The organism is Nocardiopsis nanhaiensis, from assembly GCF_054778635.1.
Genome location: NZ_BAAGZJ010000015.1, coordinates 75,899 through 88,946, shown reverse-complemented (window position 1 = coordinate 88,946; position 13,048 = coordinate 75,899). Strand labels below are relative to the sequence as shown.

The window sequence follows — 13,048 nt, the reverse complement described above, 5'->3', positions numbered from 1 at the left end:
AGGAGCGCTGACGTGTACGACCCTATCCCTGCCAGGCGATCTGGCTTCGCCCTCACCCCCACCACCGAGACCCCGCATCGGCCCCAGGCGTCCGCCGCTGGACCGGAGGGGACGCGATGACCTACCTGGCTTCGACCGATCTGCTGGCCGTGCGGTCCCTGGCGGCAGAACACTCCTTCTCCCTGAACCACCGGACCGACCTGCCCCCGAAGCGGCCCGGCACCACCCGCACCACAGCGGAGACCGCAGAGGTACGCGGCTCCTCCCGAGGGCGCATCTTCCGTCCGGGCCTGTCGGGCCTGTCCTCCGAGCACGAACCCGGCAACACACTGATCGACCTGAGCGAACGCGGTATCGGGTGGCGAGTGCGCACCGATGACGCCAACACCGGCGCTGCCAGCGAAGGCCGGTGCAAGAGCAGCACCGCCGTGGTCTTCGAACTCGATGCCTTCCGCGGACAACGAGCGCCCCGAACGTCAGCGGACACCGCTCCCACCGGGGCGGCGGGCAGGGTGGGGCGTAGGCGCGGTTCGCGGGTGCGCGGCTACGTGCGCGACCTGGCCCCGGACGAGCGCTCCGAGTTCGCAACTCTGCGCAACACCGTCCGCACCTACCTCCACCAGCAGGAGAGGCGGGCCGCCTGATGCGACTGTGCGAAGCCCAAGGCACCACCGACCACCACCAGCGCTGGCACTGCATCCGCCAGGCCGATCACCTCGGCGACCACATGGACGACCACGGGCGCTCCCACCGACGGCCGGGCGACGTCCTCCGAGAACTCGCCGGTCGCTGGGGCCGTACCCACAGGTTCGCCTACACCGGCACGCTCTGGGTCGCCACCCACCGCAGCGCCCGCACCCACTGGCGCACCGAGATCGAACCCACCAGCGAACTCCTGGAAGCACGCCTGCGCGCCCACCACGGCCCTCCGCCAGGCCCCGCACCCCATCCCCCGGTGGTCCCGGAGCCGAGGAGGGGGACGTGAACACCCAGCCACACGAAACCGGCAAGGCCTACGACCCGGCCCACTACATCCCCGACTACGACGAACACGGCCTCGATATCAACCGCCCTCTGGACGATGAGGAGACTGCCGCGCTCCATCGTTTGGACACCGGGGAGGGCTGGCTCGACCAGGGCCAGCACCGGATCCCGGTGCGCCACCTTCACCACTGGCCCTAGCGGCACCCTTCCCCGCCTGTCCGCGCCTGATCGACCCAGGTGATCAGCCCTGATCAGGCGGGGATGGGTGGTGGGACCGGGTGCCGTCGGGGCCGGAGCCGGTCGGTGGACGGCCGCCTCCGGCCAAGGGCGGGTCCGTGCAGGGGCGTGCGCTCTAACCTCGGGGCGATTGTCCGTCGCAACCTGGAGGATTCCTATGGCTGCCGCCACCCTGCCCTTTTCGAACGGCCTCCCCCACGCGCTCCCCTTCACCCTCCCGGACGCTCTCGCTCGCCCCCTACCGCAACGGCTCGCCTCTGACAATGACGATCCAGGTGTCGGTGGGGCACTGCGCCCGATCCCGCACCGGATCTACTTCCGCCGCCTGGCCCTGAGCGGCTCCGGCTTCGGCTTCCTGTTCTCACTCGTCTTCGGCGCGGCCGCACTCATCAGCTCCGAAAGCGACCTCTCCAACTACAGCGGAATCGCCGCCGCCAGCGGCGTCGCACTCCTGCTCGTCGGCCTCTTCACCCGCACCCGAGGCTGGTGATGGTGGGGTGGGCACGGCGTCGATCGGCTGAGCACCCCGGCTACGGAAAACCAATGGACAGGCCGGGCCGGGGCAGGTCACTCTGCTCGGATGGCAACCCCCGCGATTCCCCCTTTGTACCGAGACCTCGACTTCAACGGCCCGCTCTCCGATGAGCGGGCCGCTCGTCTGATCCGCTCGCTCGGCCCGCTCGAGGGCCGCCACGTCGTGGACGTCGGCTGCGGTTGGGCGGAGTTTCTGCTCCGCACGCTGGCCACCGAGCCCAGGGCCACCGGTTTCGGCATCGACCTGGGCGAGGGCAACATCCGGCACGGGCTGGCCAACGCCGAGAAGCGCGGGCTGGCCGACCGGGTCGAGCTGGTGGCCGGGGACGCCGGCGAGTGGAAGGGCGAGCCGTCCGACGTGGTGTTGAACGTCGGCTCGACGCACGTGTGGGGCGGCGACCCCGTCGTGCACACAGCGAACGCCCTCGAGGCCCTGGCCGACCTGGTGAGGCCGGGAGGTAGGGCGCTGTTCGGGGAGTGCTACTGGAAGCGGCCGCCGAACGACGCCGAGTTGGCCGCGCTGGAGGATGTGCCCTGGGACCAGTACCGACCGCTGCCCGAGCTTGTGGACTTCGCGGTCTCCCACGGCTTCCGGCTGTACGCGGTGGAGCAGGCCACCGTGGACGAGTGGGACGTCATGGAGAACGGGAACGCCAAGGGCTGGGAGGACTGGCTCCTGGAGAACCCGGACGCCCCCGGCGCCGACGAGATCCGGGCCCGCGCCGACGGGCACCGGCACTTCCGCCTGCACGGCGCCCGGGAGACCATGGGCTTCGCCTACCTGACCCTGGTCCGGGTCTGAGGCCGACTGTCCACAGGTTCCCCCGAACCGGTTCGCCCGGGGTGCGTTCCTCCCCGCATACTCGGTATCGGGGGAGCCTGACCTTCCGCGCGCTTCAGCCTGCCCGCGCCCGTCCACTCGCACCCGGCCCGCTAGGTTCGGAGCATGGACGTCACGCACCTTGTCGAGAGCGCACGCCGGAACGGGATCGAGCGGTTCGCCGTGGGCGCGATCGTCCACCGGGACGGCGAGATCCTGCTGCTCCGGCGGCGCACGGACGACACCTCGTACCCGGGCGCCGAGGACCTGCCCTCGGGCGGGGTGGACCCCGGTGAGAGCCTGCTGGAGGGCTTGGCGCGCGAGCTGGCCGAGGAGATCGGCATGAAGCCAGGCGTCCTCGGTCTGGAGCCCGGGCCCTTCGGACCGAACCCCGGACCGCTCGCGTTGGAACCGTTCGTCACCTGGTTCGACTACGACTCGCGGCGCGGCACGCGCAAGCGCCAGTTCACCTTCGCCCTGCCGTACGACGGCACCGCGGTGGTCCTGTCCGAGGAACACACCGGTTACCGCTGGGCGCCCGCCGAGGACTACGCGGCCAGCGATCTCACGCCCCAGGTGAAGCTCGCCGTCCGGGACTGGCTGGCGCTCTGAACGGCCCCGGAGCCCTTCCCGGGCTGCACTGAGCGCTCCCGGGAACGACAGCTCCCCGGAACGTGCGAAACCGGGCGGCCCCCGTGGGGACCGCCCGGTCGTCGCGGGCGAGGTCGCGTATCCGGACCTCAGGCGCGCCCGGACCCGTGGGCCCGGGATGTCACGGACCTACTAGAAGTCCATGCCGCCCATGCCGCCGGTCGGGTCGCCAGCCGGGGCCGCCGCCTTCTCCGGCTTCTCGGCGATGACGGCCTCGGTGGTCAGGAACAGACCGGCGATGGAGCCGGCGTTCTGCACAGCCGAACGGGTGACCTTGGTCGGGTCGATGACGCCGTCCTTGAACAGGTCGGTGTACTCGCCGGTGGCGGCGTTCAGGCCGAACCCGGGCTCCAGGTGCTTGACCTTCTCCGCCACGACGCCGCCCTCGAGGCCGGCGTTGATGGCGATCTGCTTCAGCGGCTCGGCGATCGCGCGGCGCACGATGTCGGCGCCGATGGCCTCGTCGCCCTCAAGGTCCAGCTTCGCGAACGCGGGGACGCTGGCCTGCAGCAGCGCGACGCCACCGCCGGGCAGCATGCCCTCCTCGACCGCGGCCTTCGCGTTGCGGACGGCGTCCTCGATGCGGTGCTTGCGCTCCTTGAGCTCCACCTCGGTGGCGGCACCGGCCTTGATGACGGCCACGCCGCCGGCCAGACGCGCGAGGCGCTCCTGGAGCTTCTCACGGTCGTAGTCGGAGTCGGTGCGCTCGATCTCGTTGCGGATCTCGTTGACGCGACCGGCGATGGTGGTGGCGTCACCGGCACCGTCGACGATGGTGGTCTCGTCCTTGGTGACGACGACCTTGCGGGCGCGGCCCAGCAGCTCGAGCTCGGTGTTCTCGAGCTTGAGGCCGACCTCCTCGGTGATGACCTGGCCGCCGGTCAGCACGGCGATGTCGGCGAGCTGGGCCTTGCGGCGGTCACCGAAGCCCGGGGCCTTGACGGCGACGGACTTGAAGGTGCCGCGGATCTTGTTGACCACGAGGGTCTGCAGGGCGCCGTCGGCGACGTCCTCGGCGATGACCATCAGCGGACGGCCGGACTGCAGGACCTTCTCGACAACGGGCAGGAACTCGTTGTTGTTGGAGATCTTGGAGTTGACGATGAGGATGTAGGGGTCCTCGAGGACCGTCTCCATGCGCTCGAGGTCCGTGGCGAAGTAGGGCGAGATGTAGCCCTTGTCGAAGCGCATGCCCTCGGCGAGCTCCAGCTCGAGCCCGAAGGTCTGCCCCTCCTCGACGGTGATGACGCCTTCCTTGCCGACCTTGTCCATCGCCTCGGCGATGGTGTCACCGATCTGGTTGTCACCAGCGGAGATGGAGGCGGTGGAGGCGATCTGCTCCTTGGTCTCGACCTCCTTGGAGAGGTTGCCGAGCTCCTCGTTGATGCGGGCCACGGCGGCTTCGATGCCGCGCTTGAGGCCGATCGGGTTGGCGCCGGCGGCGACGTTGCGCAGTCCCTCGCGGACGAGGGCCTGGGCCAGGACGGTGGCGGTGGTCGTACCGTCACCGGCGACGTCGTCCGTCTTCTTGGCGACCTCCTTGACCAGCTCGGCCCCGATCTTCTCCCAGGGGTCCTCGAGCTCGATCTCCTTGGCGATGGAGACACCGTCGTTGGTGATCGTGGGGGCGCCCCACTTCTTCTCCAGCACGACGTTGCGGCCCTTCGGGCCGAGCGTGACCTTCACGGCGTCCGCGAGCTGGTTCATGCCACGCTCGAGGCCGCGACGGGCCTCCTCGTCGAACGCGATCAGTTTGGCTGCCATTGAGTTCTTGTCCTCCCGTGACCGGGCTGATACGCGATGGGACGAGGCCTGCGCCCGCGACGGACGACCGTGCGCGCACCGGCAACCCTGCTGCCGGAGGCCCACGATCTCGCAGCCTCGCTCCGGCTTAGCACTCGGCAATGATGAGTGCTAACCACTCTTATTTTTAGCACTCGCCCATGGAGAGTGCAAACGATGTGGTCACGATTTCCACTCCCCGAAGAACGCCCGACACCTGCGTAAACGTCCCGTTTCCTGGAGGTTTGTGCGCTCGGCGAACAGCAGGGGTCCCCCAAGGGAGGCCGAGGGGCGCGGGTGCACACCCCTCAACTACCCCGCGGGCGCGCGGATACTCAGCTGCTCAGCCGACGCATGGAGCGCGCACCCAGCGCCAGCGCCAGTACGGCCATCCCGGCTGCCATGGCCCAGCCGAGCAGAACCGTGGTGTCCCAAGCACCACCGCTGAACAGCACCCGGGCCGCGTCCACCACGTGCGCCACCGGGTTGAACCGCGACAGCGTGTACAGCCACCCCGGCGCGAGCTCCATCGGCAGCAGCACGCCGGAGAGCAGCATCAGCGGCATGATCACGGTCTGGAGGACCGGCGCGAACACGTACGTCTGCTTGGCGGCCATCGCGGCCAGGTACGACAGCGTGGACAACCCGATCCCGAGGACCGCGAGCAGGGCGAAACCCGCGAGCGCCCCCAGCACCGTGGTCCGGAAACCGAACGGCACCACGAGCACGATGATCAGCAGCATTTGAACGAGGACGATGAGCACGTCCCGCAGGACCCGGCCGAGTAGCAGTGCCACCCGGCTGGTCGGGGTCGCCAGCATCCGTTCGTGCGCACCCGAGGCCATCTCCGGCAGCAGACCGAACCCGGCGAACCCGGCGGTGAACAGGGACAGCATGACCAGCAGACCGGGGACGAACCACTGCCAGGGGTTCTCGCCCTCGGCGCCCGCCAACCCGGTGAGCAGGGGCGCGAACAGCACCAGGTACAGCAGCGGCTGGAGCATCCCGAAGGCGACCAGGAACGGCCGGTACAGGATCGGGCGCATCTGGCGCGCGAAGACGGTTGCGGTGTCGCGCAGCATGCCCGCAAGTCCTCCGGTGGTCCGCTGGGGGTCTGCCCCGGTGCGGTCGACGGCGGTCACTGGTCCCCCTCGCGCAGGCTGCGGCCGGTCAGGGTCAGGAACACGTCGTCCAGGGTGGGCCGCTGCACCTGGACGGTGCGGAGGTCGAGGCCGGCGGCGTCGAGAGAGCGGAGCAGCTCCGGCAGGGCGGTGTCGCCGCGCTCCGTTCGGAAACGCACCTCAGGGGCGGCCCGGTCACGGATCTCGACCCCGCCGGGCGGCGAGGTCCGTTCGGCCACCTCGGCGGCGCCCTTGGCCTGGGCCTGGTCGGCGAAGCCGAGGGTGATGAGGTCGCCGGACACCCGGCTCTTGAGCTGGTCGGGGGTGCCGTCGGCGATCACCCGGCCGTGGTCGATGACCAGGACCCGTTCAGCTGTGGAGTCGGCCTCGTCCAGGTAGTGGGTGGTGAGGACGACCGTCGTCCCGTACTCCTCCCGCAACCGCGCGACGTGCTCCCACAGGTTGGCCCGGCTGTGCGGGTCGAGGCCGGTGGAGGGCTCGTCGAGGAACAGCAGTCCGGGCCGGTGGATCAGCCCCATCGCGATGTCGAGCCTGCGTCGCTGGCCACCGGAGAGCTTGGTGACCTCGCGCCCCGCGGCGGCGGAGAGGTCGAGCACCTCCAGCAGCTCCTCGGTACGGCTGCGTGCGGTGCGCCGGTCGAGCCCGTAGAGGATGCCTTGGGTGTAGAGCTCGTCGCGGGCGCGCTGGTCCTCCCCGGCACCGTGCCCCTGCCCGACGAACCCGATCCGGCGGCGCACCTCCGCGGGCTCGGTGCGTACGTCGCGCCCGGCGACGGTGGCCGCTCCCGACGTGGGTTCGAGCAGGGTGGTGAGCATGCGCAGGGTGGTGCTCTTTCCTGCACCGTTGGGACCGAGGAGCGCGACGAGCTCCCCCTCGGCCACGTCGATGTCGACGCCTCGCACGGCCTCGACGGTCTCCTTGCCGGCCCTGAAATGCCGGGTCAGCTCGCGTGTATGGATCATCGCCCTCTCCGTATTAAAACTTGAATACAGAGTCAGGATGCAGCACCCGGGTCAGATATTCAAGTTTTTATAAGCGGGTTGTTTGGCTACGCCCTACCCGGATTCCGACGGGCCTGAGCGGGCGGCGAACGCGGCACACCGGAGGTGGGAGATGTCGGCGGGCCCCGGCCGTGACCGCCATCAGTTGTCCACAGGGCCTGTTTTCGCGGGATCCCCGCCGGTAATCTCGAAAAGAGCTTTGCGCGCGTCCCCTGACCCCCCGGGCCGATGCCGTCCCTCGGATCGCGCAGGCGGGATCGTCACTCGAATCGAGGAGCCCCGCTATGACCAAGCCACGATTACACACCGGGCTGCGCCTGCTGGCCTCCACCGGAGCGTTGGCCCTGCTCACCGCGGGCGTGCTCACCGCACCGGGGCAGACCGCCGCCGCGGCCCCCGACACCGGCTATGGTGCCACCACCGCCCCGGCCGACTACGAGGGCATCGTCGGCCAGTTCAACATGTTCGGTTCGGTCGGCCACTACGGCCAGGCCGAAGACATCGTGTGGGCCATCGGTAGCAGCGTCCGCGACCGCGGGCCGCTGGCCCTGGCCCTGCAGGAGGTCTGCGAGAACCAGATCGAAGCCCTCGCCGACGACCTCAAGGGCTACGGGTACGTTTTCGAACCCGCCTGGGCCGAGCCGGCTGACTCCGCTGATCCGGACAACGCGAACAGGGAACCGGCCCGTTGCCGCGACGTACCCGGTGAAGGAGCGAAGGGAGAGGTGCCGCCCCGATACGGAAACGCGGTGCTCATCCAGGAGGGCCAAGGGTTCGGCACCCAGGGCGATGCCGAGGTCGGCCGGTTCGACCTGGGCTCCTTCCACGTCACTGAGTACCGGTCCATGGTGTGCACGTCGTCGGACGAACTGGCGATGGCCGTGTGCTCCACCCATCTGACCAACGGACCGAACAAGGAAGACGAGGTGGCCCGCGAAGGTGAGGTCCAAGAGGTCGCGGACCGGATCCGGGACAACTACGGTGCAGGGTCAGTGGTCCTCGGTGCCGACCTCAACATGGAGCCGAACGAGGCTTCCATGTCCTCCCTCTACCACCCGGACTACTACTCAACGCTGTTAGGGCCCGATGCCGGTCAGGGATACCTCCGCGAGCTCATGAGCGAGTGCGGCAACGAGATGAACTTCTTCTGTCGCGGGGGTGCTTCGACCTTCGGGGCGGTGCACGGTGGCACGGGCCAGCGCACCGGGGAGCCCGACCGCCAGTACGACTACCTGTTCGCCAGCCCGAACGTGCGGGTGACGGACAGCCGGGTCACCCAGCCCTCCCAGAACTGCGCCAACCCGGCGCACGGGGTGGAGCACGAGGATATCGGGTCCGGGCTGGCCTCGAACGAGTCCATCTCCTGCTCGGACCACGAGATGCTGTGGGCCCGAATCAGCGTCCACTCCCCGTAGGCCGCAGCTCGGCGGACGAGACGCATGGCGGGGGCCGCCCTCCTGGCCCCGCCACCGCCGTGGTCGACGGTTCGCGGCTGCCCAGCCGCGAACATACGTCCACGCGCGCTTGTGCACGCGGGCGGATGACCGCTCAGGCCGGAGGTAGTCCGAAGGCACGGGGATGGTCGTCGGCCATGACGTACTCCCCCGCTTCCAAGGAGTCGATGAGCTGCCGGGTCCAGGCGGCCTCGGTGGCGACCATGTGGTGCCCGAGCCGGAAGAGCTCGCGGACGTGCGGCGGCTTGCCCCACTCCGTGTCGGAGGCCCCGATGAACTCGGCGCACTCCTCGGCGTATTTCTCCAACCCGACGAGCCGCTCCGCCAGCAACTCGACCACCTCGGCGCGCGGCAGCCCGGTCATCAGGGTGACCCCGGCGGACAGCAGGGCGTAGTCCTTGCCGGCGTGGCTGAGCGCCCGGCGCATCAGCCGACGGAACTCGGCCTCACCGTCCTCGGTGATCGCGTAGGAGGTACGTCCGGCCTCCTCGTCTCCCTGCGCCACGAAATCCCGGATCTTCCCCTGCGCGGAGAGTTTGCGCAGCGCGTGGTAGATGGACCCCCACTTGGTGTTGGCCCACTCTTCGGCGCCCCAGTCCATGAGCTCGCGGCCCACCCGGTACCCGTGTGCCTGACCGTGGATCCGCACGACCCCTAGCACCAACAACCGTGTCGCCGACATCGCCACCCTCGTCCCGGAAGAATCCTCATCCCAGGCTACGAGGCTCCGGCCAGGGCCGGTCCGGGCACGAGAAAGGGGGCGGACGCCAGTGGCGTCCGCCCCCGCAGTTCACCCGGTCAGCAGCCTCCGGCCACGGCGGGGATGATCGAGACCTGCTGGCCGTCCTTGACCTCGGTCTGGAGGCCCTTCTCGAAGCGGACGTCCTCGTCACCGACGTACACGTTCACGAAACGGCGGACCTTGCCGTTGTCGTCGAGGATGCGGGCGCGAATACCCGGGTGGTTGGCCTCGAGGTCGTCGAGGATCTCGGCGAGGGTCGCGCCCTCGGCCTTCACCTCGGAGGCGTCGTCGGTGTAGGTGCGCAGGATGGTGGGCACGCGGACGCTGGCGCTCATGGTGTTCGTACTCCTGGGAAGTCGGTTCGGCGGGTGGTGGACGGGCACGGGGCCGGTCAGGCCAGGCCCTCGGCCTTGAAGGCGTCCAGGGACGGCTTGATCGTGGCGGTGACGCCCGAGTCGACGGCGTTCAGCGTCTTGAGCCCGTCGCCGGTGTTGACAATGACCGTCTCGGCCTCGGGGTCGAGCTTGCCCTCGCGGACCAGCTTCTGGAGGACACCCGTGGTCACACCGCCCGCGGTCTCGGCGAAGACGCCCTCGGTCCGGGCGAGGAGCTTGATCGCGTCGACGATCTGGTCGTCGTTGACGTGCTCGACCGAACCGCCGGTGCGCTCGGCGATGTCCAGCACGTACGGGCCGTCCGCCGGGTTGCCGATGGCCAGGGACTTGGCGATGGTGTCCGGCTTGACCGGCTGGATCACGTCGTGGCCGTCCTCCCAGGCCTTGGCGACCGGGGAGCAGCCGGTGGCCTGGGCACCGAACACCTTGTAGGGGCGGTCCTCGACCAGGCCGACCTTGACGAGCTCCTGGAAGCCCTTGTCGATCTTGGTGAGCTGGGAGCCGGAGGCGATCGGGATGACGATCTGCTCGGGCAGACGCCAGCCGAGCTGCTCGGCGATCTCGTAGGCCAGCGTCTTGGACCCCTCGGCGTAGTAGGGGCGCAGGTTGACGTTGGTGAAGCCCCAGCTCTCCCCCGCCTCGTCGCCGATGAGCTCGGAGCAGAAGCGGTTGACGTCGTCGTAGTTGCCGTCGATGGCCACGACCTTGCCGCCGTACACGGCGGCCATGACGACCTTGCCCTCCTCGAGCCCGGCCGGGATGAACACGCACGACTCAAACCCGGCGCGCGCGGCGGCCGCGCCGACAGCGCCGGCGAGGTTGCCGGTGGAGGAGCACGACAGCGTGGTGAAGCCGAAGGTGCGGGCCGCCTCCACGGCGATCGCGACGACGCGGTCCTTGAAGGAGTGCGTGGGGTTGGCCGAGTCGTCCTTGACGTGCAGGGACTTCAGGCCGAGTTCGGCAGCGAGGCGGTCCGCCCGGACCAGCGGGGTGAGGCCGGGGTTCATGTTCGGCAGCTCGGCCACGTTGGTGGGGACCGGAAGGAGGGAGCGGTAGCGCCAGATGTTGTTGGGGCCGCTCTCGATCTCCTCGCGGGTGACGCTGCCGAAGTCGTAGGCGATTTCCAGGGGCCCGAAACAGAACTGGCACGCGAAGATCGGCGCGAGTTCGTAGCGCTCGCCGCACTCCCTACAGGAGAGGGCGGTTCCCGGTCCGAAAGCGCGGACGGAGGTGGGTTCAGCGGCGGCGATCGCCATAGCGAGGCTTCTCCCCTCATCTTCCCTGGCGGCCACCTTGACCCCAGGCCGGAGTTGGCACCTGCCTCGGCGGGTTCGCACCTGACATCGCGAGTCCACATACCGAGATGGTTGCCGGGGCTTCGTCGGGCCGGTCCCTCCACCCCTCTGGATGAGCAATATGAAGTTGTCGCGTTGCCCTCGTTGGGGACGCACCGTCACTGTAACGGACGGGTTGACCGGTTTTCCATGCCGGGTGACCCGGATTACACCAACGGGCTCACATGCTGAGACGGGCGGGCCGTCCGGGCTGCTGAGCGGGCCGTAGTCCGGAACCGACGCACGGGTCCGTGTTGCGCCCGTGTGACGAGCTGTGCCGGTGGCCTCGGGCGGGTTTGGGGCGCCGGCCGGCAGGCGAGACCTATGGGAGCGCGTCGCGCCCGGCGCGCCCCCTTTGCACGCCGCCAGAGGCGGCACGGGCTCCGGACCGCACCGGTCGCGAGCCGTACGGCCCTCCCGTCCGCACCAACCACCCCATTCGCGCTTTCCCGAGAGGACGACCACGTGGACAAGGCCCAGATCCTCATTGCCTCCAACCGGGGCCCGGTCTCCTTCTCCACCGCCGACGACGGCTCCCTGGAGCACCGCCGGGGCGGTGGCGGCCTGGTCTCGGGGATGATCTCCGTAGCCAGCGAGATCGACAGCCTCTGGGTGTGCGCCGCCCTTTCCGAGCCCGACCGGCGGGCCGCCGCCGAAGCGCCGCAGGCCCGGTTGGACCGCGCCCACGATCTGGACGGCATGCGGGTTCACATGCTGGACATCCCGGAGGACACCTTCGCCGGCGCCTACACGGGTGTGGCCAATTCGACCCTGTGGTTCGTGCAGCACATGCTGTACGACACCCCGAACAAGCCCTCCTACGGCTCGGATTTCCGCAAGCTCTGGGAGGACTACACCGCGTACAACAACGCCTTCGCCGAAGCGCTGGTCAGCGGAGCCGCCGACAACGCGCGCGTGGCCGTGCAGGACTACCACCTGGCCTTGGTGCCGCGGATCCTGCGGGCGCGCCGCCCCGACCTGCGCATCGCGCACTTCTCGCACACCCCGTGGGCGCCACCGGAGTACTTCCGGATGCTGCCGACGCAGGTAGCCCGGGAGTTGTTGGAGGGCATGCTCGGCGCCGACCGGCTGGGTTTCCTGAGCCCGCGGTGGGCCGACGCGTTCCTGCGCTGCTGTGCCGAGATCCTGCGCGCCGACATCGACCTCGAACGGCGCACGGTGGAGCACGGGGGGCGTGTCGTCGAGGTGGGTGTGCACGCCCTGGGCGCTGACGAGGAAGGGCTCCGGGAGAGCGCCGCCGAGCCCGCGGTGGCGGCCCGGCGCGAGACGCTGCGCGAGGCCGTGGGCGACGCCCGCCTGATCGTGCGCGTGGACCGGACCGAGCTGTCCAAGAACATCGTGCGCGGCCTGGAGTCCTTCCGGGAGCTGCTGATGGCCCACCCGGAGTGGCGGGGCCGGGTCACCCACCTGGCGTTCGCCTACCCGAGCCGGGGTGACGTACCGGAGTACCGCGAGTACACGGATTCGGTGCTCCGGCTCGCGAAGGAGATCAACGAGGAGTTCGGTACCGCCGAGTGGACGCCGTTGGTGCTGGAGGTCAACGACGACTACCCGCGGTCGCTGGCCTCGTTCCAGATGGCCGACGTGCTGTTGGTGAACCCGATCCGGGACGGGATGAACCTGGTCGCCAAGGAGGGCCCCGTGCTCTCCGAGCAGGATTCCGTGCTGGTGCTGTCCCGTGAGGCGGGTGCGGCGGACGAGCTGGGTGCGGACGCTCTGCTGGTCAACCCCTACGACACCGTGGAGACCGCTGAGGCGCTGCACCGGGCGCTGACCATGCCGGAGGCGGAGCGCCGCAAGCGCCGGGACCGGCTGGCCGAGGCGGCTGTGGCGCTGCCGCCGCGCCGCTGGTTCCAGGACCAGTTGCGCTCGCTCGGGCTCCGTCCCTGAGCCGGGTTCCGCATTCCGGGCTCCGAGGGCCCGGAGCCCGGAATGCGGGGGTGGTGCGGGG

14 protein-coding genes and 1 riboswitch are annotated in these 13,048 nt (G+C 69.7%); of the genes, 8 read left to right on the top strand and 6 right to left on the bottom strand.

The genetic code is table 11. The features are described from left to right. Positions 1-116: 116 nt before the first annotated feature. The 6 genes from ACYVD1_RS09905 to ACYVD1_RS09880 all read left to right on the top strand — a co-directional run bounded on the left by ACYVD1_RS09905 (position 117) and on the right by ACYVD1_RS09880 (position 3,187). Complete coding sequence (locus ACYVD1_RS09905; protein WP_460760192.1) at positions 117-644, top strand: hypothetical protein; 528 nt, start codon at positions 117-119, stop codon at positions 642-644. Continuing rightward, on the top strand, positions 644-985 hold the full coding sequence (locus tag ACYVD1_RS09900) for a hypothetical protein (protein WP_460760197.1): 342 nt from the start codon (positions 644-646) through the stop codon (positions 983-985). Before ACYVD1_RS09905 ends, ACYVD1_RS09900 begins: the two co-directional genes overlap by 1 nt. Then, on the top strand, positions 982-1,182 hold the full coding sequence (locus tag ACYVD1_RS09895; RefSeq protein ID WP_460760202.1) for a hypothetical protein: 201 nt from the start codon (positions 982-984) through the stop codon (positions 1,180-1,182). The genes ACYVD1_RS09900 and ACYVD1_RS09895 overlap by 4 nt, the downstream gene beginning before the upstream one ends. A gap of 196 nt (positions 1,183-1,378) precedes the next feature. Then, positions 1,379-1,711 (top strand): hypothetical protein, encoded by a 333-nt coding sequence (locus ACYVD1_RS09890; RefSeq protein WP_460760208.1) that lies wholly within the window; start codon positions 1,379-1,381, stop codon positions 1,709-1,711. A 90-nt stretch (positions 1,712-1,801) separates the two neighbouring features. After that, positions 1,802-2,557, top strand: a complete 756-nt coding sequence (locus ACYVD1_RS09885) for an SAM-dependent methyltransferase (RefSeq protein ID WP_460770535.1) — start codon at positions 1,802-1,804, stop codon at positions 2,555-2,557. A 144-nt stretch (positions 2,558-2,701) separates the two neighbouring features. Next, positions 2,702-3,187 (top strand): NUDIX domain-containing protein, encoded by a 486-nt coding sequence (locus ACYVD1_RS09880; RefSeq protein ID WP_460770533.1) that lies wholly within the window; start codon positions 2,702-2,704, stop codon positions 3,185-3,187. 171 nt (positions 3,188-3,358) lie between these two features. Here the strand turns inward: ACYVD1_RS09880 and groL are convergent, their stop codons facing one another. The 3 genes from groL to ACYVD1_RS09865 form a co-directional block, all read right to left on the bottom strand. Further along, entirely contained in the window at positions 3,359-4,990 is a 1,632-nt protein-coding gene (gene groL / locus ACYVD1_RS09875; RefSeq protein WP_460770531.1) for a chaperonin GroEL, read from the bottom strand. A gap of 353 nt (positions 4,991-5,343) precedes the next feature. Continuing rightward, entirely contained in the window at positions 5,344-6,150 is an 807-nt protein-coding gene (locus tag ACYVD1_RS09870) for an ABC transporter permease (RefSeq protein ID WP_460760222.1), read from the bottom strand. Beyond that, entirely contained in the window at positions 6,147-7,112 is a 966-nt protein-coding gene (locus ACYVD1_RS09865; RefSeq protein ID WP_460760225.1) for an ATP-binding cassette domain-containing protein, read from the bottom strand. The genes ACYVD1_RS09870 and ACYVD1_RS09865 overlap by 4 nt, the downstream gene beginning before the upstream one ends. A 323-nt stretch (positions 7,113-7,435) precedes the next feature. On the opposite strand from ACYVD1_RS09865, the gene ACYVD1_RS09860 reads away from it, so the two are divergent. Then, positions 7,436-8,566, top strand: coding sequence for an endonuclease/exonuclease/phosphatase family protein (locus ACYVD1_RS09860; RefSeq protein ID WP_460760228.1), 1,131 nt, complete (start codon positions 7,436-7,438; stop codon positions 8,564-8,566). Positions 8,567-8,699: 133 nt separating this feature from the next. Here ACYVD1_RS09860 and ACYVD1_RS09855 read toward each other — a convergent pair whose 3' ends face one another. The 3 genes from ACYVD1_RS09855 to thrC form a co-directional block, all read right to left on the bottom strand. Further along, entirely contained in the window at positions 8,700-9,287 is a 588-nt protein-coding gene (locus ACYVD1_RS09855) for a PadR family transcriptional regulator (RefSeq protein WP_460760232.1), read from the bottom strand. A gap of 116 nt (positions 9,288-9,403) precedes the next feature. Continuing rightward, positions 9,404-9,682, bottom strand: coding sequence for a ubiquitin-like small modifier protein 1 (locus ACYVD1_RS09850; RefSeq protein ID WP_460760235.1), 279 nt, complete (start codon positions 9,680-9,682; stop codon positions 9,404-9,406). Positions 9,683-9,738: 56 nt separating this feature from the next. Continuing rightward, positions 9,739-10,998, bottom strand: coding sequence for a threonine synthase (gene thrC / locus ACYVD1_RS09845; protein ID WP_460760238.1), 1,260 nt, complete (start codon positions 10,996-10,998; stop codon positions 9,739-9,741). Positions 10,999-11,011: 13 nt separating this feature from the next. Continuing rightward, a riboswitch (SAM riboswitch) is annotated at positions 11,012-11,156 on the bottom strand. A gap of 385 nt (positions 11,157-11,541) precedes the next feature. Here thrC and ACYVD1_RS09840 point away from each other — a divergent pair. Beyond that, positions 11,542-12,987 (top strand): alpha,alpha-trehalose-phosphate synthase (UDP-forming), encoded by a 1,446-nt coding sequence (locus ACYVD1_RS09840; RefSeq protein ID WP_460760243.1) that lies wholly within the window; start codon positions 11,542-11,544, stop codon positions 12,985-12,987. The last annotated feature ends 61 nt before the right edge of the window (positions 12,988-13,048 follow it).